Annotated in this window: 25 protein-coding genes and 2 pseudogenes; 13 read left to right on the forward strand and 14 right to left on the reverse strand. The window is 71.1% G+C overall.

Going from position 1 to position 26454, the window contains the following annotated elements:
• The first annotated feature begins 80 nt into the window (after positions 1 to 80).
• From V7050_RS01645 to V7050_RS01655, 3 genes are all read left to right on the forward strand, one after another.
• Positions 81 to 2009 carry an autotransporter assembly complex protein TamA gene (locus V7050_RS01645; RefSeq protein ID WP_324374103.1) on the forward strand — a complete coding sequence of 643 codons (1929 nt, stop codon included), beginning with the start codon at positions 81 to 83 and terminating at the stop codon, positions 2007 to 2009.
• Entirely contained in the window at positions 2006 to 6634 is a 4629-nt protein-coding gene (locus V7050_RS01650; RefSeq protein ID WP_324374105.1) for a translocation/assembly module TamB domain-containing protein, read from the forward strand. The genes V7050_RS01645 and V7050_RS01650 overlap by 4 nt, the downstream gene beginning before the upstream one ends.
• Positions 6635 to 6774: 140 nt before the next feature.
• A complete protein-coding gene (locus V7050_RS01655) occupies positions 6775 to 7797 on the forward strand; it encodes an extracellular solute-binding protein (RefSeq protein WP_324365776.1) in 1023 nt (340 codons plus the stop codon).
• A 117-nt stretch (positions 7798 to 7914) separates the two neighbouring features.
• On the opposite strand, the gene cysE is transcribed toward V7050_RS01655, so the two are convergent.
• A complete protein-coding gene (gene cysE / locus V7050_RS01660; protein WP_324365778.1) occupies positions 7915 to 8724 on the reverse strand; it encodes a serine O-acetyltransferase in 810 nt (269 codons plus the stop codon).
• 340 nt (positions 8725 to 9064) lie between these two features.
• Entirely contained in the window at positions 9065 to 9613 is a 549-nt protein-coding gene (locus tag V7050_RS01665; RefSeq protein ID WP_324365780.1) for an MgtC/SapB family protein, read from the reverse strand.
• Positions 9614 to 9727: 114 nt separating this feature from the next.
• Between V7050_RS01665 and V7050_RS01670 the strand changes: the two genes are divergently transcribed.
• From V7050_RS01670 to V7050_RS01695, 6 genes are all read left to right on the forward strand, one after another.
• A complete protein-coding gene (locus V7050_RS01670) occupies positions 9728 to 9976 on the forward strand; it encodes a hypothetical protein (RefSeq protein ID WP_324365782.1) in 249 nt (82 codons plus the stop codon).
• Positions 9977 to 10050: 74 nt separating this feature from the next.
• Positions 10051 to 10221, forward strand: a complete 171-nt coding sequence (locus tag V7050_RS01675; protein ID WP_324365784.1) for a DUF1328 domain-containing protein — start codon at positions 10051 to 10053, stop codon at positions 10219 to 10221.
• A gap of 102 nt (positions 10222 to 10323) precedes the next feature.
• Positions 10324 to 10821 (forward strand): Dps family protein, encoded by a 498-nt coding sequence (locus V7050_RS01680; RefSeq protein ID WP_324365785.1) that lies wholly within the window; start codon positions 10324 to 10326, stop codon positions 10819 to 10821.
• 97 nt (positions 10822 to 10918) lie between these two features.
• The gene (locus V7050_RS01685) at positions 10919 to 11116 is read left to right on the forward strand and encodes a CsbD family protein (protein WP_324365786.1); all 198 of its coding nucleotides are present in this window, start codon (positions 10919 to 10921) and stop codon (positions 11114 to 11116) included.
• 275 nt (positions 11117 to 11391) lie between these two features.
• The gene (locus V7050_RS01690) at positions 11392 to 11904 is read left to right on the forward strand and encodes a PRC-barrel domain-containing protein (RefSeq protein ID WP_324410195.1); all 513 of its coding nucleotides are present in this window, start codon (positions 11392 to 11394) and stop codon (positions 11902 to 11904) included.
• 107 nt (positions 11905 to 12011) lie between these two features.
• Entirely contained in the window at positions 12012 to 12314 is a 303-nt protein-coding gene (locus tag V7050_RS01695) for a hypothetical protein (protein WP_324365790.1), read from the forward strand.
• Positions 12315 to 12486: 172 nt separating this feature from the next.
• On the opposite strand, the gene V7050_RS01700 is transcribed toward V7050_RS01695, so the two are convergent.
• Complete coding sequence (locus tag V7050_RS01700; RefSeq protein ID WP_324365792.1) at positions 12487 to 13044, reverse strand: sigma-70 family RNA polymerase sigma factor; 558 nt, start codon at positions 13042 to 13044, stop codon at positions 12487 to 12489.
• On the reverse strand, positions 13041 to 13256 hold the full coding sequence (locus V7050_RS01705; RefSeq protein ID WP_324365794.1) for a NepR family anti-sigma factor: 216 nt from the start codon (positions 13254 to 13256) through the stop codon (positions 13041 to 13043). Before V7050_RS01705 ends, V7050_RS01700 begins: the two co-directional genes overlap by 4 nt.
• A 148-nt stretch (positions 13257 to 13404) precedes the next feature.
• On the opposite strand from V7050_RS01705, the gene V7050_RS01710 reads away from it, so the two are divergent.
• Positions 13405 to 14199 (forward strand): response regulator, encoded by a 795-nt coding sequence (locus V7050_RS01710; RefSeq protein ID WP_324365796.1) that lies wholly within the window; start codon positions 13405 to 13407, stop codon positions 14197 to 14199.
• A 229-nt stretch (positions 14200 to 14428) separates the two neighbouring features.
• Here V7050_RS01710 and V7050_RS01715 read toward each other — a convergent pair whose 3' ends face one another.
• The 9 genes from V7050_RS01715 to V7050_RS01755 all read right to left on the reverse strand — a co-directional run bounded on the left by V7050_RS01715 (position 14429) and on the right by V7050_RS01755 (position 23109).
• Positions 14429 to 14836: a bacteriohemerythrin gene (locus tag V7050_RS01715; RefSeq protein ID WP_324365798.1), complete on the reverse strand. Its 408-nt coding sequence runs from the start codon at positions 14834 to 14836 to the stop codon at positions 14429 to 14431.
• Positions 14837 to 14853: 17 nt separating this feature from the next.
• A complete protein-coding gene (locus V7050_RS01720) occupies positions 14854 to 15360 on the reverse strand; it encodes a hypothetical protein (protein WP_324365800.1) in 507 nt (168 codons plus the stop codon).
• A complete protein-coding gene (locus tag V7050_RS01725) occupies positions 15357 to 16967 on the reverse strand; it encodes a cytochrome b N-terminal domain-containing protein (RefSeq protein WP_324365802.1) in 1611 nt (536 codons plus the stop codon). Before V7050_RS01725 ends, V7050_RS01720 begins: the two co-directional genes overlap by 4 nt.
• Positions 16968 to 16971: 4 nt before the next feature.
• Complete coding sequence (locus V7050_RS01730; RefSeq protein ID WP_324365803.1) at positions 16972 to 17829, reverse strand: SCO family protein; 858 nt, start codon at positions 17827 to 17829, stop codon at positions 16972 to 16974.
• Complete coding sequence (gene cyoE, locus V7050_RS01735) at positions 17817 to 18698, reverse strand: heme o synthase (protein WP_324365805.1); 882 nt, start codon at positions 18696 to 18698, stop codon at positions 17817 to 17819. The genes V7050_RS01730 and cyoE overlap by 13 nt, the downstream gene beginning before the upstream one ends.
• Before the next feature lie 17 nt (positions 18699 to 18715).
• Entirely contained in the window at positions 18716 to 20446 is a 1731-nt protein-coding gene (locus V7050_RS01740) for a cbb3-type cytochrome c oxidase subunit I (RefSeq protein ID WP_324365807.1), read from the reverse strand.
• A gap of 9 nt (positions 20447 to 20455) precedes the next feature.
• The gene (locus V7050_RS01745; RefSeq protein ID WP_324365809.1) at positions 20456 to 21010 is read right to left on the reverse strand and encodes a hypothetical protein; all 555 of its coding nucleotides are present in this window, start codon (positions 21008 to 21010) and stop codon (positions 20456 to 20458) included.
• 27 nt (positions 21011 to 21037) lie between these two features.
• On the reverse strand, positions 21038 to 21217 hold the full coding sequence (locus V7050_RS01750) for a hypothetical protein (RefSeq protein WP_324365811.1): 180 nt from the start codon (positions 21215 to 21217) through the stop codon (positions 21038 to 21040).
• A 227-nt stretch (positions 21218 to 21444) separates the two neighbouring features.
• On the reverse strand, positions 21445 to 23109 hold the full coding sequence (locus V7050_RS01755) for a M20/M25/M40 family metallo-hydrolase (RefSeq protein ID WP_324365813.1): 1665 nt from the start codon (positions 23107 to 23109) through the stop codon (positions 21445 to 21447).
• A 541-nt stretch (positions 23110 to 23650) separates the two neighbouring features.
• Here V7050_RS01755 and V7050_RS01760 point away from each other — a divergent pair.
• The 3 genes and pseudogenes from V7050_RS01760 to cbiE form a co-directional block, all read left to right on the forward strand.
• Positions 23651 to 24781 carry a sirohydrochlorin chelatase gene (locus V7050_RS01760; protein WP_324365815.1) on the forward strand — a complete coding sequence of 377 codons (1131 nt, stop codon included), beginning with the start codon at positions 23651 to 23653 and terminating at the stop codon, positions 24779 to 24781.
• Positions 24778 to 25413 carry a precorrin-8X methylmutase gene (locus tag V7050_RS01765; protein WP_324365817.1) on the forward strand — a complete coding sequence of 212 codons (636 nt, stop codon included), beginning with the start codon at positions 24778 to 24780 and terminating at the stop codon, positions 25411 to 25413. Before V7050_RS01760 ends, V7050_RS01765 begins: the two co-directional genes overlap by 4 nt.
• A 68-nt stretch (positions 25414 to 25481) precedes the next feature.
• A pseudogene (gene cbiE / locus V7050_RS01770) lies at positions 25482 to 25934 on the forward strand (precorrin-6y C5,15-methyltransferase (decarboxylating) subunit CbiE); the annotation flags it as partial.
• 339 nt (positions 25935 to 26273) lie between these two features.
• Here the strand turns inward: cbiE and V7050_RS20995 are convergent.
• Positions 26274 to 26339: pseudogene (locus V7050_RS20995) on the reverse strand (hypothetical protein); the annotation flags it as partial.
• Positions 26340 to 26454 lie beyond the last annotated feature (115 nt).

Raw genomic sequence — 26454 nt, forward strand, 5'->3', positions numbered from 1 at the left:
TTCGCCCGCAATTGTTGCACTCCTGCCGGGAAGGGTTAATGACGGACCGGAGCAGTCCAGGGGCGGAGAAGCGCTGCAAAGTGGCACGCCTGAAGAAACTTGGGATCCTGTCGGGCCTCTTGCTCGGAGCAGCCGTCGCCACCCCCCCGGCCGCCGGTGCCTTTGAGCTGTTCGGATTCCGCCTCTGGGGCTCGGAGCCCGAGGAAGACCGGATCGAGATCATCGACCCCCTGCCCTATACCGCCACCCTGCGGGTCTCCGGCACCGAGGACGGCGGGCTGCAGAAGCGCATGGAGACGGCCTCGGCGCTCTGGAGCGACCGCGAGACGCCGGCCTCGGGAAACGCGGGGCTGATCTCCAAGGCGCGGGGCGACTACCGGAGGCTGCTGGCCACGCTCTATGCCGAGGGCTATTACGGCCCCTATATCAGCATCCGCATCAACGGCGTCGAGGCCGCGGATCTGACGCTCGCCGCCGAACTGCCGCAGGGCGTTCCGGTGGCGATCGAGATCCAGCCCGGGCCGCCGTTCCTCTTCGGCACCACCCGCATCACCAATGCCCCGCCCTTCCAGCCGGAGGGCCGCGACGGGGTCGAGCCGCCGCGCTCGGTCGGCTTCGAGACCGGCGAGAGCGCGCGCTCCGGCACCATCACGTCGGCCTCGGCACTCGCGGTCGAGCAATGGCGCCAGCTCTCCTACGCCAAGGCGCGCGAGGCGGATCGCGAGGTGATCGCGGACCATCCCACCGGGCGGCTCGACGTGGACGTGACCATCGATCCGGGCCGCAAGGCGCGCTACGGCACCGTCACGGTCGAGGGCGGCAGCCGGGTCGACCGCGAGTTCGTCGCCTATATGGCCAATATCCACGAAGGCGCGCCCTACGATCCCGACGACCTGAACGATGCCGAGGACCGGCTGTCCTCGCTCGGCGTGTTCCGCTCGATCCGGATCGTCGAGGAGGAGAACATCCTCGGGGACGGCAGCCTACCGATGACCATCGTCGTGGAGGACCGCCGCCGGCGCACGATCGGCTTCGGCGGCACCTATTCGACCATCGACGGCCTGGGCGTGCAGGCCTACTGGATGCACCGCAACCTCTTCGGGAAGGCCGAGCGCCTGCGCTTCGATGCCGGCATCGAGGGCCTGCTGCTCACCAGCGACCCGGCCGATTACAACTACAATCTCGGGGTCACCTTCACCAAGCCCGGGGTGATCTCGCCCGACACCAGCTTCTTCGCCTCGCTGCTCGCCCAGCAGCTCGACTGGGAGACCTACCGGCAGACCTCGCTCACCGCGCGCGCGGGCTTCTCCCAGCGCTTCGGCGCGTTCCTGACCGGGGATCTCTTCGGCGAAGTCCAGCGCGCGCGGTTCACCGACGATTTCGGGACCCGCGACTTCCTCACCTTCGCCCTGGTCGGCCGCGGCGAATACGACCGGCGCAACGATCCGCTGAACGCCACCAGCGGCTATTACCTCGCCGGCGACCTGCGCCCATTCTACGAGGCGAAATACGGCAACCCGGCCCTGCGCGGCACCATCGAGGGCCGGACCTATCTGGGCTTCTCGGAGGACGACCGCTTCGTGCTCGCGGGGCGGGCGAAATTCGGCGGCTTCGGCGGCCCGCCGGTCGAGGAAAGCCCGCCCGACATGCTGTTCTTCGCCGGCGGCGGCGGCTCGGTGCGCGGCTACGCCTATAATTCGATCGGCGTCGAGACGACGGATTCGGAGGGCGAGACCGGCGTGGTCGGCGGCCGCGGGCTGGTCGAGGGCTCGGGCGAGTTCCGCTTCCGCTACAACGAGAAATACGGCGGCGTCGCCTTCGCCGATGTCGGCGTGGTCGCCGCCGGCATCACGCCGGATTCCTCCGACGACGTGCGCGTCGGCGTCGGGCTCGGATTCCGCTATTTCACCGGCATCGGACCGCTTCGCGTCGATGTCGCGACCCCCATCAATCCGCAGCCCGAGGATTCGATCGTCGCGGTCTATTTCGGCATCGGACAGGCGTTTTGAGACGCGTCGCGATCCTCTTCGGCGTGCTCTTCCTCGCCGCACTCGCGGCGCTGGCGCAGGCGCCCGAGGGCGACCAGACCTCCGACAACGGCTTTCTCGTCAACCTGCTCGAGAACCAGCTCTCGGCGCCGGGGCGCCAGATCCGCCTGAGCGGCGTGACCGGGGCGCTGTCCTCGCGGGCGCGGATCGGGGCGATCACCATTTCCGACGCGCGCGGACCCTGGCTCGAGATCAACGACGTCGAGCTCGACTGGAACCGGCTCCAGCTCCTGCTCGGGCGGGTGAACGTGAACCGGCTGAGTGCCGGGCGCATCGCCTGGCTGCGCCGCGCCGGGCCGCCGCGGACGCGGCCGATCGACCTCGCGGATGCCGAGGCCAAGCCCTTCGCCCTGCCCGAGCTCCCGGTGTCGATCGACCTGCGGGAGCTTCGCATCGACAGCATGGTGCTCGACGAGCAGGTCTTCGGCACCGCCGCGGAGCTCTCGGCGGACGGCAATCTCACGCTGGCCGGCGGGGCGCTCGACGCGGCCCTCGACATCCTGCGCAAGGACGCGCCCGGGGGCGAGCTCGCGCTCAAGGCCGCCTTCTCCAACGAGACGCGCCAGATCGACCTCGACCTGCATCTGAGCGAGCCCGACGGCGGGCTCGTGGCGAGCCTGCTCAGGATCGAGGACACGCCCGCCATCGACCTGCGCATCGCCGGCAGCGGGCCGCTCGACAACGTCGATTTCGACGTGGCGCTCGACGCCGCCGGCAAGCGGCTGGCGGGCGGCCAGATCGCGCTGAGGGGCACCGACGCGGGCCTCGGCTTCGACGCCGACCTGCGCGGCGGCCTGACGCCGCTGATCCCGCCCGATTTCCGGGAGTTCTTCGCCGGGGAGACCGCCGTCCGGGTGAGCGGGCTCAGCAAGACCGGCGGCGGGGTGCGCATCGACGATCTCGTGCTTTCGGGCGCGGTGCTCGACCTCACGGGCCGCGCCGAGACCGGCGCGGACGGGTTCCTGCGCAGCCTCGACCTCTCCGGCACGCTCGGCGACCCGGCCGCGCCGGCCGTGCGCCTCCCGGTTCCCGGCCAGGAGACCCGCCTCAATTCCGCCGTGCTGCGGGTCAGTTTCGGCGATTCCAGCAACTGGAGCGGCCTCCTGGTGCTCGACCGGCTCTCCACGGGCGGGATCGAGATGGAGGACGTGACCCTCGACATGGGCGGGCGGGCGCGCAACCTCGAGGATCCCGCGCGCCGCGACGTGACCATCGCGCTCGAAGGCCTCGCCACCGGCGTCTGGGCGGCCGACCCGAAGGTGCGGGCGGCGCTCGGAACCCGGCTCGACCTCTTCGCCGATGCCGCGCTGAAGCCCGGCGGGGCGATCGACCTGCGGCAGGTCCAGCTGGGCGGCAACGGCCTTTCGGTCTTCACCGCCGGGACCTTCGAGGATCTGGTCTTCACCGGGCGCGGCGCGCTCAATGTCGCCGATATCGCCATCCTCTCCGGCATCACCGGCCGCAGGCTCTCCGGCGCGCTCGCGCTGCGCGCCGAGGGCAGCGTCACGCCGCTGAGCGGCGGCTTCGACCTCGCGCTCGACGGCAGCGCCGAGAATCTCGTGCTCGGCGATCCGCGCCTCGACGGGCTGATGGCCGGCAGAACGACGCTTTCGGGCCGCACCGTGCGCGACGCGGGCGGCTTCCGCACCGAGAACCTGCGGCTCGAGAACCCGCAGCTCGCCTTCGCCTCCGACGGGCAGGTCTCGACCCGGACCACGGATTTCGGCTTCGACGCATCGCTCACCGATCTCGCCCTGATCGACCCGCGCGCCGCGGGTGCCGTGACCGCCTCCGGCCGGGCGCAGGGCACGGGGCGGTCGATCGGGATCACGCTCGATGCCGGGATCGAGACCGGCAGCCTGCTCGGGCGCAGCATCTCGGGGCTCGATCTCGGCTTCGACGGGCGCATGGAGGGAAGCGACGTCTCGGGGCGGCTCAGCGGCGGCGGCCAGCTCGATTCGCTCGTGCTCGATATCGGCGCTGACCTGGCCGTGGCCGGCGAGACCCGCTCGGTCTCGGACCTTCGCTTCGCGCTCGGCGCCAACAGCCTCACCGGCGCGATCACCCAGACGACCGGCGCCCCGCTCACCGGCAAGCTCAGCCTGCGGGCGCCCGACGTCGCCTCGCTGGCGGCGCTCGCACTGGTCGAGGCCGGCGGCTCGCTCACCGCCGACATCGCGCTCGATGCCGGCGATCCCGGCCAGGCGATCGCGGTGAACGCCTCGGCCGGCGACCTCGCCTTCGGCGCCAACCGGGTCGGGGCGCTGCGGGTCGATGCGCGGGTCACCGATGCCTTCGGGCTGCCCTTCGTGAGCGGCACGCTCGACGGCCGCGACATCGCCGTGGCCGGGCAGGAGATCGCCTCGATCGCCGCCAGGGCCGCGCAGGAGGATGCCGACAGCATGCGCGTCACCGCCGAGAGCCGGCTGGCGATCGGCACGCTCGTCGATGCCAGCGCCGAACTCGCCCGCCAGCCCGGCGGTTTCGCGGCGACGCTTGAGACGCTGCGCCTGCGGCAGGCCGGCCAGACCGCGCAGCTGGCGGCGCCGGCCACGGTGACCGTCGCGGAGGGCGCCGTCACCCTGACCCCGCTGGAGCTCGATTTCGGGACCGGCAAGCTCAGCGCCGAGGGGCGCGTGGCCGAGGACATCGACCTCCGCCTCGACATCGCGGACATGCCGCTCGACATCGCCAATGCGATCCGGCCGCAGCTCGCGCTCGCCGGCGTGGTGAACGGGACCGCGCGCGTGGGCGGGACGCGCGCGGCGCCGAACATCACCTTCGACGCCGGGGCGACCGGGCTCGCCGCCGCCCCGACGCGCGCCGCCGGGATTCCGCCGATCGACGTCACCGCCAGGGGCCGGACCGAAGGCGAGCGGCTCGACGTGGATGCGGGCGTGTCCGCCGCGGGCGGGCTCTCGGCACGGGCCAGCGGCGCCGTGCCGCTCGGCACGGGGGATCTCGACCTCACCGTCGAGCTGGCCGCCTTCCCGCTCTCGCTCGTGGACCAGATCGCCGGCAACCGCGGCCTCGCCGGCAATGTCACCGGCAACGCCCGGGTGACGGGCCCGCTCGCCGACCCGTCGGCAAGCTTCGACATCGAGGGCACCGGGATCGGCGCCGCGGTCCTGCGCCAGAACGCGGTGCCGCCGATGAACGTCACGCTTTCGGGCGGTTATTCCGCGGGCACGCTCACCCTCGCGACCGCCCGGCTCGGCGGCGCGCCGGGGCTCGACATCTCCGGCTCCGGGCGCATTCCCCTGACCGGTTCCGGCCTCGACATGCGCGCCTCCGGCACGGTGCCGCTGGCGCTCGCCAACCCGCTCCTCGAGGCGCGCTCCGCGCAGGCGAGCGGCACGGTGCAGCTCGACGTCTCCGCGCAGGGCTCGCTGGCCGCACCGCGGCTCGCCGGCAACGTCTCCCTGGGCGGCGGGACCTTCGTCCTGCCGCAGCTCAACGTCCGGCTGGAAGACATCAGCCTCGACGCCGGGCTCGAAGGCGACGCGGTGGTCCTGCGCGGGGCCCGCGCCGCCGTGAGCGGCGGCGGCGAGATCACCGCGGAGGGCCGGGTGTCGATCGACGGGGCGCGCGGCTTTCCCGCCGATCTCTCCATGCGCATGAACGACGTGCGCTATACCGACGGCGCCTTCGTGACCACGCGGTTCTCGGGCCAGCTGGCCGTCGACGGCCCGCTGCAGGGCGGCGGCGGCACGCTCTCCGGGCGCATCGACCTCGGGCGGACGGAAATATCGATCTCCGAGGCGCTCGGCGTGAACGCCCAGGCCAAGCTCGAGCAGGTCGAGCATCTGCGCCCGCCGCCGCGCGTCGTCGAGACCCTCGAGCGCGCGCAGGTCGGCGCCCCGCAGCCGCCGCAGGCGACCGGCCGCAGCGGCCTCGAGCTCGACATCCGGGTCAGCGCGCCGAACCAGATCTTCGTGCGCGGGCGCGGCCTCGACGCTGAGCTCGGCGGCGAGCTCCGGCTCCGCGGCCCGACGACCGACATCGAGCCCGTGGGCCAGTTCGACATGCGGCGCGGCCGCATCGTCGTGCTCGCCCAGCGGATCGAGTTCGACGAGGGATCGCTGACGCTGGAGGGCGATTTCGACCCGCGCATCAATTTCGTCGCCCATTCGACCTCCGGCGACGTGACCGCCATCGTGACGGTCTCCGGGCGCGCCTCGGAGCCCGACATCGTCTTCAGCTCCGAGCCGCCCCTGCCCGAGGACGAGGTGCTGTCGCGCCTGCTCTTCAAGCGCGCCTCGCAGGATCTCTCGCCCTTCCAGGCGGCCCAGCTCGCCGCGGCGGCGGCCGAGCTCGCGGGCGCCGGCGGCAGCGGGCTCCTGGCCTCGCTGCGCAGCTCGACCGGCCTCGACGATCTCGACATCATCACCGAGGATTCCGGCGCCACCGCGGTGCGTGCCGGCAAATACATCAGCGAGAACGTCTATGTCGACGTGCAGACCGCCAGCGACGGGGTCAGCCGCGCCGAGGTGGTGGTCGAGATCAACGACATGGTCACCGCGCGGGGCTCGGTCGGCACCGACGGCAACACGCGGCTCGGCATCTTCTACGAACGCGATTATTGAGCGGGCGCCGGGCGCCGAGACCTGCGCCGTCGAACCGGACGGGACTCGTCGGGAATGCCTGTTGACAGGCTCTCGCCAGGCCGTCAGGTCATTCCCGATGCAAATCGTCGGAAATACCGGCCCTGCCACAGGAGTTGACCATGCCCAGCCCCCGCCTTCTCGCAAGCATCGCGGCCCTCGCCGCCCTCGTCGGCGCCGTCCCGGCGGCCGCCCAGGAGGAGGTCAACATCTATTCCTCGCGCCACTACGACACCGACGACAGCCTCTATGCAGCCTTCACCGCAGCGACGGGGATCGCGGTCAACCGCATCGAGGGCGAGGCGGACGAGCTGATCGCGCGCATGAAGGCCGAGGGCGCGAACAGCCCCGCCGACATCTTCCTGACCGTCGACGCGGGCCGGATCTGGCTCGCCGACAAGGACGGGCTGCTGCAGCCGGTGGAATCCGAGACCCTCGAGAGCCGGATCCCCGCGCATCTGCGCCATCCCGACGGCCATTGGTTCGGCCTCTCGACCCGCGCCCGCATCATCTTCTACGCTAGGGACCGGGTTCCCGAGCCGCCGCAGACCTACGAGGCGCTGGCCGATCCGCGATACGCCGGACAGATCTGCATCCGCTCCTCCTCGAACATCTACAATCTCTCGCTGATGGGCGCGATCATCGCCCATGACGGCGAGGACGCCGCCCGGGACTGGGCGACGGGCCTGCACGCCAATCTCGCGCGCGCGCCCGAGGGCGGCGACACCGACCAGCTCAAGGGCCTCGTCTCCGGCGCCTGCGACATCGCCGTGGCCAATACCTATTACTTCGCCCGGGCGCTCGCCGAGCAGGTCGACGGGCTGACCGGCTCCACCGACGGCATCGGCCTCGTCTTCCCCAACCAGGAGACCACCGGCACCCATGTCAACGTGGCGGCAGCCGGCGTCGCGGCGCATGCGCCCCATCGCGACAATGCCGTCGCCTTCCTGGAATTCATGACGACCCCGGAAGCCCAGGCGCATTTCGCCGACCAGAACAACGAATTCCCCGTGGTCGAGGGCGTGCCGGTCGGCGAGATCGCCGCGTCGCTCGGCGATTCCCGGCGCGACACGCTCAACCTGGACGCCCTCGGCGAGAACCAGCCGCTGGCCCAGCAGATCTTCAACGAAGTCGGCTTCCCCTGACCGGGGCGCCGGTCCGGTTGCGCCGGCGGCCCCTTGCGGGGCTGTCGGCGGTTGCCGGGGGAACGACCGGTGCAAACGCTGCGTGGCAGCGCCTGGATGATCGCGGCGGCCCGGACCTCAGTCCGGATCGCCGAAGCGCTGGTCCATGGTCTTGGCGGGTTCCGAGCAGCCCGCCCCGCCCACGACCCGCGCTGGCACGCCGGCGACGGTGGTCTTGGGGGGAACGTCGCGCAGCACCACCGACCCGGCGGCGATGCGGCTGCAGGCGCCGATCCTGATATTGCCCAGAACCGCCGCGCCGGCGCCGATCATCACGCCCTCGCCGATCTTGGGATGCCGGTCGCCATCCTCCTTGCCGGTCCCGCCCAGCGTCACGGAATGCAGCATCGAGACATTGTCCCCGACGACCGCGGTCTCGCCGATCACGATGGAATGGGCGTGGTCGATCATGATCCCCTGCCCGATGCGCGCACCGGGATGGATGTCGACCCCGAAGGCCTCGGAGGTGCGCATCTGGATGAAATAGGCCATGTCGATGCGGCCCTGCATCAGCAGCCAATGCGCGATCCGGTAGCATTGCACCGCCTGGTAGCCCTTGAAGAAGAGCACCGGCTGGACGTAGCGGTGGCAGGCCGGGTCGCGGTCGTAGACCGCGAGCAGGTCGGCACGAGCGGCCGCCACGATCTCCGGCTCCGATTGATAGGCTGCATCCGCCAGTTCGCGCAGGATGAGATCGCTCATTTCCGGCGAGGCCAGCTTCTGGGCGAGGCGGAAGCTCAGCGCCCGCTCGAAGCTGTCGTGATGCAGGATGCCGGAATGCACGAGACTCGCCATCAGCGGCTCGTCCTGCGCGATCTGTTCCGCCTCGCGCCGGATCGTCGCCCAGACCCGGTCGAGGCTGGCCACTTTCATCTGCGTCTGGCCCATGCCATCACTCCGTTCGAAACGGCTTCGCACCGATCATGTGTCGGTTAGTGGCAGGATTTCAAGCCCGCGCCAAGGCCCCGACGGGGCTGTCGCATGTGCCGATCCTTCTTTCTTCCTCGACCGCCCCCGAGCAAGACGAGGGCAGCGCCCGCGTCGTGCCGGAGGCACAGCCATTGGCGTGACGGGGCGGGGCGGGCGCTGCCCGGCGGTGCCGGCCTCGGCGGGATGGTGACGCCGGGCGCGCCCAGAACGCGGCCGACATAGGCGCGCTGCCAAACGGAATGCCACTGAAGGCCCTGCGCCCCGACGCTGCAGGGAGACGATCCGGTCAGGGGTCGACTCACTCCGCCCGATCCTCTCCCTCCGACCCGGCCGAGGCCGGTCGCGCCGTCTCGCCGCGCCGGGCGGCGCGCTCCGCGCGTTTCAGGAGCCCCACGACGACCAGCGCGAGGATCGTTGCCAGCACCGCGACCGGCCAGAGCCCCAGCCCGACGGCGAGCCCGACCGCGGCGGCGAGCCAGAGGCTGGTGCCCGTGGTCAGGCCCCGGACCTCGCCCTTGGCAAAGACGATCATCCCGGCCGCCAGAAAGGCAACGCCGCTCGTCACCGCCTCGATCAGCCGCACCGGGTCGAGCCGGAGCTGGCCCTCGCCCTCCCCGAAGGCCGCGATCATTTCCAGAAGGACGATGCAATAGACCGCCGCCGCGAGCCCCACCATCATGTGGGTACGCAATCCGGCAGGGCGGTCGCGGCTCTCCCGTTCCAGCCCGATCAGGCCGCAGAGCAGCAGCGCCCCGGCCAGCCGGAGGACCAGCACCGTCCAGGGAATGGTCGGCGCGACCGTGATCTCGCTCAGAAGCGCATCCATGAGGTTCGCGAAACGCCACAACGGGCGGATCGTTCCGGGAACGCAAAAAATCTGCGCGCCGGCCGGCCCGGAGCGGAACCAACCGGCGCCGGCGCGCGTTGATCATATCCCCTTACCGAAAGGCAGGCCACGATCATGGCAGAAGAAGATCTTTCCCGGCGCCGCGCCGAACTGCAGGCGCGCATCGACCATGCGCGGGCCCGCGCCGAGACGCGCAGCAGCATGGACTGGGCGGATATTGGCCATCTCCTGGAGGCGATCTCGGAGCGTTTCGAGGCGAGTCACGGGCATCCCCCGGCGGCGCGTGCGCAGGTCTACGACCAGCTCGAGAAGGACGTGGCCGACCTGCACGGACGGCTCGGCGGCGCCCCGAGCGATCGCTGATCCGGGCGGAGCGACAGGAACCGGCGCCTCCCTCGCGCGTTTCAGACGGCATGAACCATTGAGGGAGATCCGTCATGCTCTACTGGGCACTCGTCTTTCTGGCCGTCGCTCTGGTCGCGGCACTCTTCGGCTTCGGCGGCATCGCTTCCGCTTCGGCCGGGATCGCGCAGATCCTGTTCTTCGTCTTCATCGTGCTCTTCGCGGTGGCCCTGATCGCGCGGGCGCTTCGCGGCCGGGCGCCCTGATCCGGACGCCATGACTTGCCAGGCACAGGCCGGGCCGCGTGGACGAACCGCGCGGCCCGGCGGCCTTTCCGCTCACCCCCAAGGAGGAGGAGATCCGTTCTCATGACCACGATACTCGGGACCAAGCCGCGCCCCGCCAGCCCCGCGACGGGCGTTGACGGCGAGAGGGCCCTGGCGACGGCGCTGGGCGGCACGCTGGCCGATACCTACCGGCTGATGTTCAAGACCCACGCCTACCACTGGAACATCACGGGGCCGCTCTTCTACTCGCTGCACAAGCTGACCGAGGCGCAATACGAGGATCTCTTCGCGGCCGCCGACGTGCTGGCCGAACGCATCCGCGCGCTCGGGCAGCTGACGGCCATGCGGTTCGCCGACATCGCGGAGGGCTCGGTGCTCGGCGATCTCGACCAGCCGCCCGATGCCGGGCACATGGTGGACGACCTGCGCGCCGACCACGAGACGGTCGCGACGCGGATGCACGAACTCGCCGCCCTCGCCGAGGAGCACGGCGACATCGTGACCGCCGATATCGCCACCCAGCGCTCCACCGTCCACGAGAAGGCCGCCTGGATGCTGCGCGCGATCGTCACCGGCTGATCGCCGCCGGTGCCGCGGTTGCCGGGGAACGCCTCCGGCCGGGCGACGTTTGCCCGGTGAGAGCCGCAGCGGCGGCTCGCAGAGAAAGGAGACGGACATGAACTGGGACCAGATCGAAGGCAAGTGGACGGAATGGACCGGCAAGGCCCAGCAGCAATGGGGCAAGCTGACCGACAACGACCTGCAGGAAGCCAAGGGCGACCGGCGCGAACTCGCCGGCAAGATCCAGCATCGCTACGGCGTCACCAAGGAAGAGGCCGAACGGCAGATCGACAGCTGGATCGCCGGCCTCTGACCCTTTCCCGGGGTGTTCCCCAACTGGGCGTCTCCGAAGCGGGGCGCCCTCTTTTCTGCCTGGCGGCCGAGGGCGTTCCGTCGAGCCGCGGGTCGCGCGGAGCGGGGCCGGGACCGGCCGGCGCGCCCCGTGCGGCAGTCATTTTTCCGCGATATTTCATAGATGTATAGCGATCGGCACAAAACCCCGACCCGCGGAACCCCCGACCGATCCTCGCGTTGATCCAGCATCGAAGGCCGGCAGGAATCGCCGGTCGCAAGACAAAGGAGAGAAGGATGTTCAAGACCCTCTTCGCCACGACCGCGCTCGGCGCGCTCCTGGCCACGGGCGCCTTCGCCCAGACCGCCACCGAAACGACCGACCCGGCCGCCGATCCGGCCGCTCCGGTCATCGAGAACGAAACCACGCCGGCCGAAGTGATGGAGGGCGATGCCCCCGCCATGGCCGCCGAAGAGGCGGCGCCGGTCGGCGATCCCGCCATGGTCGCCATACCGGAAGGCTGGGTGGAGATGGATCCCTCCACTCTCTCCGCGGAGAACCTGATCGGCGCGGACATCAAGACCTATGGCGGCGACAATGTCGCCTCGATCGACGACGTGCTGCTGTCGGACGACGGCAAGGTCGAGAATGTCGCGGCGACATTCGGCGGCTTCCTCGGCTTCGGCTCGGACACGGTGCTGCTCTCGATGGAGGAGCTCGACATCATCAAGGACGCCAACGACGTGATCGAGGTGCGCACCACCCTGACGCCGGAATCGCTCGAGGGCCGTGAGCCCTACGAGGGCTGACGCTCCTGCGCCAGGACCCCGACATCAGGGCCGGGCGCCGTCCCATGGCGGCGCCCGGCGCCGTCGCGGCCCGAAGGCCCGCGGCTCGATCGAGAAAGGAGACTACGATGACCACGGTCCAGAAGCTCAAATCCGTGCTCGCCGACGCGCCGGACCGCGCGGAGCTCGAAGCCGAGCTCGCGCATCTGCGCGACGAGATCGAACGCCTCGCCGGGACGCTCGCCGAGGACGGGCGGGGCGGCCTGCGCCGGATCCGCCGGGACGCACGCGCCTCGGCGCGATCCCTCGGCCGCGACCTCCGCCATGCTGAGGACCGGGCGCTGGCGACGGTCCGCGACCGGCCGGTCGAATCCGCGGCGCTGGGCCTGCTCGGTTTCGGCCTGCTGCTGGCGTGGTTCCTGCGCCGCTGAGCACAGGCCGGAGCCACGCCCGGTTTGTGCCCACCGGCGCGAAGTCGCGACGGCATTCGGGAGCGAGACGGTCCAATCAGGGGCGCGGCCGCGGGGCCGCGCCCCTTCGTCTGCCTGCCCCCTTCGTCTGCCTGCCCGGTGGGCATGAAGCGGCGCCGGCGCTTTCGCGGGATCAGGTGGCGAAGGCGCGCCAGGTCGTGGTGCCGCCCTGCTTGCCATCGGGGCCGTAGTCGGTGGCGCCCGCGATCCCGAGGATCTCCTGGAGCCGCGAGCGCGCGCGGCTGACCCGGCTCTTGACCGTGCCGACGGCGCAGCCGCAGATGCCCGCGGCCTCCTCGTAGGAAAAGCCCGAGGCGCCCACCAGGAGGAGCGCCTCGCGCTGGTCGTCGGGCAGTTCGGCCAGCGCGCGGCGGAAATCGCTCAGGTCCAGCACCCCGTCCTGCGCCGGCGGCACGCTCAGCCGGGCAGTGAAGGTGCCCTCGCTGTCCTGCACCTCGCGGCCGCGCTTGCGCATCTGGCTGTAGAAGGTGTTGCGCAGGATGGTCACGAGCCATGCCTGGATATTGGTGCCGAGCCTGAAATCGGCCTGCTTCGCCCAGGCCTTCATCACGGTTTCCTGGACGAGGTCGTCGGCCACGTCGGCACGGCCGCTGAGCGACAGCGCGAAGGCGCGCAGGGACGGAAGCGCGGCGAGCAGCGCCGCCTTGAAGCTCGGCTGTGCATCGCTCATGGCTGGTCGCCGTTCCTCTCGCGTTCCTCGGCCGCATCGAGCCGCTCCAGCAGGTCGATCAGCTCGGCGGGGATCGGCTCGCGCTCGATCTCGGCATAGAGCGCGCGCAGCTTGCTGGCGATCTCGTCGTGGGGCTCCGGCACCGCGCCGTTGCGGCCGCGGGGCCCGGATGCGGATCCGGCGCCTCCGCCGGGCTTGGGTGGTTGGGTCATACCGCTACACATATCCTTGCGACACCGGCCTCGGATCGAGAAAAGGCGCCGGCCGGCGAAAAGTTCCCGCGACCCGGAACTATTTTTTCGCGCCGGCGTTGGAACGGAACCCGCGCCGCCGCAGGTGCCGGACAAGGGAGTTCTCCGCATGCCGCTCGCCACCCGCATCGCGCCACATCTGCCGTATCTGCGTCGCTTCTCGCGGGCGATCACCGGGTCGCAGGCCACGGGCGACGCCTATGTGGCCGCCATGCTGGAGGCGCTGATCGCGGATGTCTCGCTCTTTCCCGAGGCGCCGAGCGACCGGATCGGGCTCTTCCGCCTCTTCGCGCGGCTCCTTCCGACGCTGACGGTCGCGGTCGAGCCCCGCCCCTCCCCCTTCGCCTGGGAACAGCGCGCCGCCGCCAATCTCGGCCCCGTGCCGGCGGAGGCCCGCCAGGCCTTCCTGCTCGGCTCGGTGGAGGGATTCTCGCGCGCCGAGATCGCCACGATCCTCGAGCGCGACCCGGCCGAGGTCGAGGCGCTTCTCGCGCTTGCCGCCGAGGAGATCTCGCGACAGGTGGCCACCGCGATCATGATCATCGAGGACGAGCCGCTGATCGCCATGGACATCGAGCATATGGTGACCGCGCTCGGGCACCGCGTCACCGGCATCGCCCGCACCCATGCCGAGGCGCTCGAGCTCTTCCACGCCGACCGCCCGGGGATGGTGCTCGCCGACATCGAGCTCGCCGACGGCTCTTCGGGGATCGACGCGATCAACGACATCCTGCGCAGCGACGCGCTGCCGGTGATCTTCATCACCGCCTATCCCGAGCATCTGCTGACCGGGCTGCGGCCCGAGCCGACCTTCCTCGTGACCAAGCCCTTCGAGGAGAACATGGTCAAGGCGCTGATCAGCCAGGCGCTCTTCTTCAACGAAAGCGCCGAGGCCACCGCCTGAAGCCGACGGCCCCTCCGCCTGACCGAGGCCGCGGCCGAGGCCGGGGTCCCGGCAAAGGGGGAAGGCCGCGCTGCGCGCCGGAGGGCACAACTGGCGTCGCATGGCGACCGTCCGGGGACTTGGCCGTGCCGGCCCTTCGCGGGGCCGGCACGGCCCGGCCGCCGCCGGTCGATCGGGCTGGGGGGGCCTTCTCGATCGCCGCGGCGGCGGTCGGCGCGTGCGCGCGCGATCAGCCGTGGTCGTGCGGGCCGAGGCGGAGGTGGAGCCGCGAATCGTGCACGCGGAAATGATTGGCGAACCAGGCCTCCAAGGCCTCCACCAGCCGGTCGGCCGCGGTCTGGGGATGGGCGCCGGCACCGTCCATGATGTCGCGCAGCTCGTCCAGCAGCCGTTCGTGATCCGCCTTGTGCTGGTCGGTCTGGTCGTAGCCATGCGCCCGCATTTGCTGCTCCTCCAGCGCGAAATGCGCCGAGATCGCCCGGAAGAGATCGCCGAAGCCGCGCTGGATGTCGGCATCCGGGCGGCGGTCGAGGATCGCCGCGGCGGTGCCGTTGACCAGGTCGATCAACTCCTGGTGCTCGTGATCGACCGCCGGATTGCCGACGCTGTATTCGGGCTTCCACGCGATCGGTGCCATGGCCCGTCCTCCCCGGTTCAGTGAAACACGAAACCGCCCGCCGCCGGGCGGAAGTCGATGACGAAGCTCTGCGCCGGCGCCAGCTCGACCCGGCGCGTCGCCTCGTAGTCGAAGCCCTCGGTATCCGGACGGTCGCGCATCCGCACCGTCAGCTCATGGGCGCCCGCCGGCAGGAGCAGCCGCTCGTAGAGCCGCGACGGGCCACTGCCCGCGAGCCCCGAGGGGTCGCGCTCCGCCGCGAAGGCGATGGCGCCGTCGACCTCGAGCTCCACGAAGATCGGCGGCCGGCGGCGGTCGCAGATCTGGCGCGCGCGCATGTTCTCCGGCAGGGCGGCCAGTTCCTCCTCGGTCCGGTCGCGGCAGGCGGCACTGCGGTCGCCGCCATGGGTGAAGCTCAGGCGCAGGAGCGCGGTCTGCTCGGGCAGGCTGCGCCATTGCGGCGCCGCGGAGAACCAGGCGACCAGGGCGACGAGCACCAGGGTGACCAGCCCGCCGAGGATCAGATGTCGGACGCGCCCCTTCATTTCGCCGCCTCGACGATCCGCGCCCCGCGGGCCGTCGTCGCCGTGGCCGCCGCCGCCGCCGAGCCCCGCGCCTCGGCGGGATCGAGCGGACGCTGGTCGGCATAGGGTCCCATCGCCGCGAGCGCCGCGGCAAAGCCGGCGGTCTCGGCCTCGAGCCGCGCCACCTCGCTCGGACCGGCCCAGGCGGTCAGCAGTCGCGCGCGCGGAACCCGAGTCCGCAGGAAGGGGTCACGCTCGCGGGCGATGCGCTGCAGCGTCCAGCTGCGACCCAGCCGGTTCTGGCAGTCGCGCTCGGCGCAGCCGGCGATGGCGACCCCGTCCGCGAGGCCGCGGCTGAGGATGAAATCGAAGAGCGAGGGCGGGGCCATGGCGACGCAGGGCAGCACCACCCGGCCCGGTGCCGGCACCCCGGCGGCGCCGAAGCCGCAGGCGATGGTCAGTACCCGCCCGGCGCCTGTCAGCTGCGCCGCGGCCTCGATCACTTCCGCCCGCAGCGCCGCCAGCGACCGCTCGGGCAGGTCGATGCCGGTGATCAGCTCGCCCGAGCGGCGGAACGGCGTCGAGGAGGGGCAGGAGCCCATGCAGATCCCGCAGGCCACGCAGCGGCCGGCATCGACCTCGACCTCGTGCGGGAACGGCGCGCCGTCGCTGCGCCGCACCAGGGTGATGGCGCCGTAGGGGCAATCGGCGACGCAGCGCGCGCAGCCGTTGCAATGGTCGAGGAACACCTTCGCGGCCGGGGCCTCGGCCCGCGGCGGCGCCCAGGGCAGGCCGATCAGCACGAGGGTGAAGAGGAGCGCCCCGGTCCAGATGACCCCGGCCGGCACCATGTCGATGACCGGATAGAGCCCGAGCAGGAACCAGTCGAGGCCGACGACCGCCGGCACGGTGGCGAGATCCGCCGGCCCCTGCGAGCTGGCCGGCAGCAGGAGCGACACCAGCACCAGCGCCCCGAGGGTGATCGCCGCCAGCCCGCGCGGCGGCTTGCTGCGCGCCAGGCTGATGCGCTGGATGTGGATCCACATCGCCAGCAGCAGGATCAGCGGGATGGCGATGTGCAGGAACACCAGCAGGGTGAAGAAGCGGCTGGAGAGGCTCTCGGGCGTGAGGAAGTTGCGCGCGATCGGCTCGGCGAAGATCGGCAGCGCGTCGAGCAGCTCGGTCGAGGTCTGCGCCACGTATTGCGCCAGCTGGTCCCAGACCAGCCAGTAGCCGGTGATGCCCGACATGTAGACGAACCAGACGATCGGCACCCCGGTGACCCAGGAGAACCAGCGCTTGCCGCGGTAGCGGTCGAAGACGAACTCGCGAGCGAGATGCAGCAGCATCACCACGACCATCAGGTCCGAGGCATAGCGATGCAGGCTGCGCGCCACCCCGGCATGGAACCAGTGGTCGTTGCTCAGCCATTCCACCGAGGCATAGGCGTCCACCACCCCGGTGTCGAAGAAGATGAAGAGATAGACCCCGGTCGCCGCCACGATCCAGAACAGGAACCACCCGAGCGGCCCGAGATTCGCCAGCGGGTTCCAGTCCGCACCGAAGAGCGGGTCGAGACCGCGTTCGGCACGGTCGAGGCCGCGGCGCAGCGTCGCACGGAGGCTCATGGCGTCACCTCGGCTGGGCCTGCGGTCCGGCCGGGCCGACCCGTCGCCGCGCGGCCCGGCGCATCTCCAGCCAGAGCCGCAGGATCACCACGGCGACCAGGATCAGCGAAAGCGCGCCGAAGAAGATGCCGAAGAGGATGCCATAGTCGAAGCGATAGGCGCGGGTCAGGGGATTGTAGACGGTGCAGAGAAACGTCAGGCGGTTCCACAGATCCTCCGGCGCGAGCGATTGCGTCGTCCGCCCCAGCACCAGGTCCTTCAGCGGCTCCATGAAGACCGGCAGGGGAAAGGTCTCGCCGTAGATCTGGCGGTAGACCCGGCCCTCGGCATCGATGATCGAGGTCTGGGTGACATGGTCGAGATTGCCGGCCGCCGCGCGCCAGCTGAAGCCGAGATCCGCCAGGAGCGCCTCGGTGGTCGCTTCGTCCGCGCTCGCCAGGTGCCAGTCCGGAATGCCGTCGAGCCGATGCGTGCCGGCGAAGGCCTTGAGCTGCGCCGGCCGGTCGCCGCGGGCGTCGAAGCCGAAGGTCAGCACCGCGAATCCCGCGCCGCCGAGCACCGCGCGGGCATCGGCGACCGCGTCGCGCAGATGCTCGGTGGTGACCGGGCAGATCGAGCTGCAGCTGGTGAAGATCAGCGAGATCACCAGCGGCCGGCCGCGGAACTCCGCGAGCGCCAGCGGCGCGTTGTTCTGGTCGCGCAGCACATGCGCGCCGAGCGCCCGGCCCACGGCCGCCTGGCTAGTCTCGTAGACCGACCTTGCGTCCAGCGCCCCCGGCTGCTGCGTGGCGGCGGCGCCGGCGGCGGGCAGGCAGAGCGCGAGCATCGCCGCCGCCCGGACGACCTCGCTCAGGCGGCCCATCGCGCCGCTCCGTCGAGGATCACCCCCGTCGCCAGCAGGGCGAACTGGACCAGCGAGGCCCGGAAGGTCCGCATCGCCGCCTGCCGCCCCGGGGCGCGCAGGAGCCTCCAGGCCGCGAGCAGGAAGGGCAATCCGCCGAGCGCAGCGAAGGCGCCGTAGATCCACCCCATCCCGAAGGCCAGCGGCAGGAAGGAGAGCGCCAGCAGGGCCGCCACGTGGCAGAAGATGACCGGCGCCCAGACGTCGGGCTCGGAGACCACCGGCAGCATCGGGATGCCGGCGCGGCGATAATCCTCGCAGCGCGTCACCGCGAGGCTCCAGAAATGCGGCGGCGTCCAGAGAAAGAGCACGCCCGCGAGCAGCACCGGCACCGGCCCCAGCGCCGGCCCCTGCTCGGGAGCGGCCGCCGCGGCGCCGGCGAGCACCGCGAAGCTGCCGGCGGCCCCGCCGATCACGATGTTCCAGACCGAGCGCGCCTTGAGCCAGACGGTATAGACCACCCCGTAGGTCACCGCCCCGAGAAAGACCAGCACCGTCGCCAGCGTCCCGCCCACCGACCAGGCCATCATCAGCGATCCGGCCAGCAGCAGGGCGAAGGTCGCCGGCCAGATCGGTCCGGCCTTCAGCGTGCCGTTGGCGAAGGGTCGGTTGTGGGTCCGGGCCATCAGCCGGTCGCGTTCGCGCTCGTGGTACTGGTTGAAGGCACCCGCCGCGCCCGAGGCCCCGAGCACGCCGAGCGCGAAGACCGCGCCTTCCAGCCAGCCGATCCCGCCGCCGCCGGTCATGATCCCCGCCAGCGCCGCCAGGGCGATGAAGCTGCCGATCCGCAGCTTCATGATCGAGAAGGTCATGTTCAGGGCGAGGAGCATCGGTCCTTCCCCGAGGCTCAGTTGAACAGCCACAGGGCCGAGAGATACTTCCAGTTGATGAAGTAGTAGAGGATGAAGGCGCCGAAGAAGATCGCCACGAGGATGATCGTGCCCGGGATCTTCAGCGTGCCCGCGCTGCCGTAATGCGACACCGCCTCGGCACCGCCCTTGTGCAGCGGGAAGGTCAGGGTCGCGCCGGGACGGTCGAGCCGCGGCCCCGCGACCACCGAGGCCACCACCAGCACCACGTAGAGCAGTCCGCCGGCGGCCGCGACGATCGCCGACAGGCCGTTCAGCCCCATCATCAGATAGGCGCCCGAGGCGAATTCATAGGGGATGATCGAATCGATCAGCGAGATGTCCCAGTGCCGCCGCGGCACCCCGAGCGTGCCCGCGCCCATCATGAAGAGCGAGATGCCCGCGACCCCCAGGCCGAAGAGATAGGGCTGCCATCTCGCGAGCCTCGGCCAGATGATGTCGCGCCGGAAGATGATCGGGATCACCAGATAGGTCATCGCCATGAAGGCGAGCGTGGTGCCGGCGACCACGGTGCCGTGGAAATGGCCCGGCACGTAGATCGTGTTGTGCATCAGCACGTTGAGCTGCTCGGTGCCCAGGATCACCCCGGAGATGCCGCCGATGAAGCCGAACATCACCAGGCTCATGAACATGCCGGCGAAAGCCGGGTTGCCCCAGGGCGCCTTGGTCAGCCAGTCGAAATAGCCGCGGTCGAAGCCGTTGCGGCGCTGCGCCGCCTCCACGGCCCCGGGCACGGTCAGGCCGTGCAGCATCGAGCCCATGACCGCGAGATACATCATGTAGCTGGTGTTGACGATCTTCCAGGTCGAGCTCATTCCCGGCTCCGCCAGCAGATGATGCGCCGAGGCGAGCTGCAGGAAAAGCACGTACATCAGGAAGGCGAAGCGGCTGACCTTCTCCGACAAGGGCTTGGCGCCCACGACCATGGCGGCGATGGCGTACCAGATGGCGATATGCGCCGCGACGTTGATCTGCTGGGAGGAATGGCCCATGCCCCACCAGACGAGCTTGTACATCAGCGAATCGATGCCCGCGATCAGCCCCATCGACCAGAGCCAGGTCGGGATCAGGATGATCGCGCCCGAGGCGAGCGTGAAGACCGCGATGATTGCGGCGGTCACCGCCCCGAAGGTCACGAGCGGCACCGAGCCCTCGTAGGTGCCCTCCGCCTTGGCGACCACCAGCGTCCCGAAGAACACCATCACGCCGATCAGCGCGCCGACCGCGAAGAGGATCAGCGAGAGATAGAACAGCGGATCGGCCATCATCGGCGGATAGGAGGTGAACATCACCGTCGAGTCGCCCTGGAGCACGACGTAATTGGCCAGGACGCCCCCCACCACCATCAGCACGAAGGCGAGCCAGGCGAAGCGCGGCGTCGCCAGCCGGCAGTTCAGCAGGAAGGTCGCGGCGAAATAGAGCACCGCGATCTCGAAGAAGATGATCCAAAAGAGGAGCACGTTCGCCCCGTGCCCGGTCAGCACCAGATAGAACCATTCCGCCGGCAGGAGCTGCACCGCAGGCCAGCGCGTCAGCGCCACGAGCAGGCCGAAGAGCCCGCCCACCGCCAGGAAGACCACCGCCGCCACGGCATTGGCCCGGATCAGGAGCTCGGCATTGCGCTCGATCCGGCGGCCCGTGAACGGGCAGGTGCGGTAGCTGACATTCGCCGCGGGGAGCCCGATCGGTCCGTGATCAATGGTGGTCATGACGCCCCCCTATTCGACGACGCGGATCAGGCCGGTCATCGTGTGATGGCCGATCCCGCAGAATTCGTTGCAGACGATGCCGAACTCGCCGGTCTCGGTCGGCGTCAGCGTGATCACCTGCTCGTAGCCCGGGTGAACCGAGATGTTGATGTTCACCGGCTGGAGCGAGAATCCGTGCTGCCAGTCCGCCGAGGAGAGATGCAGCCGGTAGGCCTCCCCCTTCTTCAGCTCCAGCACCGGCCACCATTCCCAGAGCCGCCCGAGCAGATAGGCGTCCTCGCCCGGCGGCGGGCTGACCACCGGCACCCCGTCCACATCGACCGGCTCGCCGTTCGCATCCAAGAGCTGGTGCTCCTCGGCGAAGAGCTCGACCCGCTCCTGATACCGCTCGGGAAGCACGCGATAGGATTCGGTCGAGAGGTTCTGATTGCCGATGAAATGCCAGGCGATCATGAAGAAGAACATGAACAGCCCCCAGAGGAAGGCGATGATGATCCAGCCCAGCTCGATGCGGTGGATCGGCTCCTTCCACCAGAGGCGGTTGCTCGGGGGGTCAATGGCCATGGCTGCGCCTTTCGGAAGTGCTCGTGCTCAGTTGGGGGCGATCGGGACCGAGATGATCTCCATCACGCCCCAGATGAGGTAGAGCACCGTCGGGATCGTGACGCCGAGAAAGAGCAGCAGGAACGGGTTGTCGAGCACCCGCTGCATCACCGGGATCGGCTCGAGCGGTGCCGATTCACCTGCCCGCCTCGCATCGTCTTCCGCCATGGTGTCCCTCCTCTGCCCCGGCCGCACCCGACACCCGACCGCACCGTCCGGCGGGAGCCGCGGCGGCGCGGGTCCGCGCCGGTCGATCAGGTATCGCGCGGGGCCGAGTAGGCATTCTTCCCGCCGCCGCATCCATGACTTTTGTCAAGAGCGGGGGGTCTGCGACGATGCGACCCGCCCCAAGAGGGGCATCCGTCCTGCGGGAGGCCGGCGCGAATGCCGGGAGGTCACGGCTCCCCGGCGAGCAGCGCCTCCACCGCCAGCCCGACGAAGCGCGGTAGCACGTCGAAGGCGAAGGGCGCGTGGACCCGTTCGAGGCGCTGGTGGAACTCGCGCCCCCAGGGGCCGATATTGACCACCGGATAGGCGAGGGCCGAGGCGACCGGGCGATCGACCAGCCGGGCCGCGGGCGTATTGGCATTCACGACATCGCCCGCGCCATGCGTCGGCCGGCCGAGGAAGCTCATGTCCGAGATGCCCTGGAAATGCGCCCGCCAGGTCATCGCCGCCCCCGGCTCGCCGGCCATCGCCTCGCGCGCCGCCTCGATCGCTCGCCGGAGCGCGGCATCCTTCGGGCGCGCGGGATCGAGCCGGGACGGCGGATAATGCAGGCCCGCGAAGCCGAGGATCACCGCCGGCCCGGTGATCCGCGCCGCATCCGCCAGCGCGAGGGTCAGCCGGCGGCTCAGCTCCAGCGGATCGTCCAGGCCCGCGAGGCTCGCCTCCAGCTCCGCGACCGCGGCGAGCCCGGCCGGCGAGGCCCGCTCCGCCGCGAGGGCCCGCAGCGCGGCCAGGGTGATCAGCCTCGGCGCGGCGATGCCGCCGCCCGGCGGCAAACCCGTCAGCGCCGCGAAGCGCCCTGCCTCCGAGGAGAACCGCCGCACCGCGCGGTCGGCGGCGGCGGCGACCTCGGCCCCGAAGCGGTCGAACAGGTCCCTGGCCGAGAGGGAATGATAGAGCCAGTTGAAGGACAGCCAGTAGCGCGCCGGCGTCGTGACCTCGTAGCCCGCGCGAAGGTCGCGCGCCTCGAGGCAGATCGGCGGCGGCGAGACATCGCCCGCACCGCGGTCGCAGAGATCGGCATTGCCCTCGACCGCCGCCAGGATCTCGGCCCCGATCAGCGCGGCGCTCATGCCCTCGAACGGATAGGAGGCATGGGACGGCTGGCCGATCACCAGCGCGAAGGGCAGGAGCTTGCCGATGGTTCCCGCATAGATGCTGCGTCCCAGCGACCCGTCGCCCTGGTCGCTGGTGACGTCGAGATTGATGCCCGCGGCGATGTCGATCCCCCAGCGCGCCATCAGCCCCGGCAGCGCGTCGCGCAGCGACCGCATGCCGCGGCTCTCGCGCTCCTCGTCGGGAGTGGCGAGCAGGATCAGGTTGCCCGGCCGGTCCTGCCGCTCGGCGAAGCGCTCCATCAGCGCGATGGCGGCGGCGAGCCCGCTCTTCATGTCCAGCATCCCGCGGCCGGGAATGAAGTCGCCGCCCACGAGATCCGCGAGCGCCCGCGCCTCCTGCTCCGAGCGCCGCCGGCCGGAGAGATCCGCGATCAGCGCCCCGGCGAGCGCGCCGGGGTCGCAGGCCAGCGCCTCGAGATCCCCGTAATTCTCGGTGGCGACGGTGTCGTAATGCCCCGCCAGGGCGACGGCCCGCCGCCCCCTGCCCCGCACCAGGGCCACGAGGCTGTAGGTGGTCGGCGCGCCGTGGCTCGGCACCAGGACGATGTCCTCGGGATGCGCGCGGAAATAGGCGCTCTCCCGCAGGAGCCCGGCCAGGCGCGGCGCGAAATCGGCCTCGCCCCGCGTCCCGGTCGCGCTCGGCCAGCCGACCAGAAGATGGCTCAGCGACCGGACCCTTTCGGCCAGTGCCCCGTCGGAAGACGCCGCCCCCATCTTCGCCCCCCTTCCCGTCCGGGCCGTCCCGCAGGCCGAACGCCCGCGCGACCGCGCCCGCAAGCGCCCCCTCCCCGATACCGCTCCGGGTCCACCGGCGACAGCCCCTTTGCCATGCGCGGGCGCGGGCGCGAGGAAACGGCATCCCTCAGAGCGACCCGTCCGCCCGGGTCCCGGGCCGGGCCGGCGTCACCATCCCGCCCGGCGGACACCGCCGGGCAGTATCCGCCCCGCCCCTCACGCCGAAGGCGATCGCGCCTTGGGACCTTCCTGGCGCCACGCGAAACCCGTGCATGCCCCGCGCACGGCCCGCGCCTCGCTTTCGCTTGCCCCGTCCCGGGCTTCCTGCTACCCGGATCCCGACGGTGCCGAGAGGCTGAACGGACGGCGTCGAGCGGCCGACCCATGCCGGGGGCCAGCGGCGCCATCGTCGAAGACGCCCCCGCCCCGGGGGTGGTCCGGGCAGGTTCCGCGGCGCCAGCCATGTCGCGAGGTTGCCGATGCCCCCCCGTCTCCCCATCGCCGTCGCGGGCCGCCCTCGATGAGCCGCATCGGCGTGATGCTCTGCGGCCACGGCTCGCGCTCGCAGGCGGCTGTCGACGAGTTCGCCCATCTTGCCAAGCGGTTGCCGGCGTTTCTTCCGAACTCCTGGATGGTGGATTACGGCTATCTCGAATTCGCCAATCCGGTGATCCGCGAGGGGCTCGACAGGCTCCGCGCCCGCGGCTGCGACCGCATCCTCGCCGTGCCCGGCATGCTCTTCGCCGCGATGCACGCCAAGAACGACATCCCCTCGGTGCTGAACGCCTATGCCGCCGCGCACGGGCTGCGCATCGACTACGGCCGCGAGCTCGGGGTCGATCCGCGCATGATCCGCGCCGCCGCCGACCGCATCGAGGCCGCCATCACGGAGGCCGACGCCACCCGCGGCCCGGTGCCCCGCGCCGAGACCTGCCTCGTGGTCATCGGCCGCGGCGCCTCGGACCCGGACGCGAATTCGAGCGTCTGCAAGATCTCCCGCCTGCTCTGGGAAGGCATGGGCTTCGGCTGGTGCGAGACCGGCTATTCCGGCGTGACCTTCCCGCTCGTCGAGCCGGCCCTGACCCATGCCGCCCGCCTCGGCTACCGCCGGATCGTCGTCTTCCCGTATTTCCTCTTCACCGGCATCCTCGTCGACCGCATCTACGGCTTCACCGACCTCGTCGCCGCGGCCCATCCGGAGATCGAATTCGTCAAGGCCCGCTATCTCAACGACCACGACCAGGTGGTCGCGACCTTCGCCGAACGCGCCACCGAGATCCTCGACGGCCAGACCGCGATGAATTGCTCCATGTGCAAGTATCGCACGCAGGTCCTCGGCTTCGAAGCGGAAGTCGGCCTCCCGCAGGAGAGCCACCATCACCATGTCGAGGGCCAGGGCGCCTCCGCCCCCGGCTCGAACGTCGCCGATTGCCGGCTCTGCGACAGCTTCTGCACCGGCGCCTGCCGCCTCGACCACGGCCACCACCATCACGCGCACGACCACCACCATCATCACGATCACGATCACGACCACGACCACGACCACCCGCATTCCCACGATCACGCGCACCACCACCACCCCGTCTATCCGCACGCCCATCACCCACACGGTCCCGAGAGCGTGCGCCGGCACCTCAAGGCGCGGGAATGATCTACGAGCGCGACCCCGAGCGGATCTACGCATCGAGCTTCGAGACCGTGCGCCGCGAGGCCGACCTCCGGGCCATGCCCCCCGATGTCGCCGAGCTCGCCGTGCGCGTCATCCATGCCTCCGGCATGACCGATCTCGCCCAAGACCTCGCCTTCTCGGCCGATTGCGTCGCGGCGGGCCGCGCCGCGCTCGAGGCCGGCGCGCCGATCCTCTGCGACTGCGCCATGGTCGCGTCGGGCGTGATCCGACGCGCGCTCCCGGCGGCCAACGACATCCTCGTGACCCTGAACGATCCCGACGTGGCGCGCCGCGCCAGGGCCGAGGGCACCACCCGATCCGCCGCCGCCGTCGAGCTCTGGCGCGGCCGCCTCGACGGGGCCGTGGTCGCCATCGGCAACGCCCCCACCGCGCTCTTCCGGCTGCTGGAGGGGCTCGATTCCGGCTGGCCGCGGCCGGCGGTGATCCTCGGCTTTCCCGTGGGCTTCGTCGGGGCCGTGGAAAGCAAGGCCGAACTCGCGACCGACCCGCGCGGGACAGCCTTCGTGACGCTCCGCGGCCGGCGCGGCGGCTCCGCCATGGCCTCCGCCGCGGTGAACGCGCTGGCGCTTGGCCTCGGGCGCGCCTCCCCGTGACCGCCTGGCTCGACGTGGTCGGCATCGGCGCCGATGGCTGGGACGGGCTCGCCCCCGCCTCGCGCGCCGTGCTCGAAGCCGCCGAAGTGGTGATCGGCGGCGATCGCCACCACGCCTGCGCGCCGCATCTCGCGGCCGAACGCATCCACTGGCCGAGCCCCTTCCGCGCCATGGTCGAGGAGATCCGCGGCCTGCGCGGCCGCCGGGTGGCGGTGCTCGTCACCGGCGATCCGCTCTGGTACTCGGCCGGCGCGCGAATAGCCGCGATGTTCGCGGCCGGGGAAGTGACCTTCCACCCGCATCTCTCGGCCTTCCAGCTCGCCTGCGCCCGGATGCGCTGGAGCCTCGCCGATGTCGCGACGCTCACGGTGCATGGCCGTCCGGCCGAGGTGGTGCTGCCGTTCCTCGCCGATCGGGCGCGGCTCGTCATCCTCGCCCGGGACGGCGGAACGCCGGCCGAGCTCGCGGAACTGCTGAGGGTCAACGGCTTCGCCGGCAGCGCCATGACGGTGCTCGAGGCCATGGGCGGCCCCGACGAGGCGCGGCAGGACGGGACGGCGCGCGACTGGACCGGCACCGCCGGCGATCTCAACACCATCTGCATCGACTGCCGCGCCGACCCCGGAACCCGGCCGCTGCCGCGGACCGGCCTGCCGGACAGCGCCTTCCAGCACGACGGCAAGATGACCAAGCGCGAGGTGCGCATGATCACCCTCGCCCGGCTGGCGCCCCGGCGCGGCGCGCTGCTCTGGGACATCGGCGCCGGCTGCGGCTCGGTCGGCATCGAATGGATGCGCGCCGCCCGCGATGCGCGCGCCATCGGCATGGAGCCGCGTTGCAAGCAGGCCGGGCCCATCCTCGGCCACGTCCTGCGCTTCCAGCACGATCGCCCCGGCCCCGTCGCCGAACAGCACGCACGCGTACATGCGCACGAGCAGCTGCTCGGCGGCCTCGCGCAGCACGGCCGTGCGGCTGCGGTTGACGGCGATCAGCCAGCACTTCTTGGCGGCGCGGCGCACTGTGGTGGCGCGCAGGTGCGCG

It is taken from the genome of Amaricoccus sp. (assembly GCF_036846665.1).
In the GTDB taxonomy this organism is placed as follows: domain Bacteria; phylum Pseudomonadota; class Alphaproteobacteria; order Rhodobacterales; family Rhodobacteraceae; genus Amaricoccus.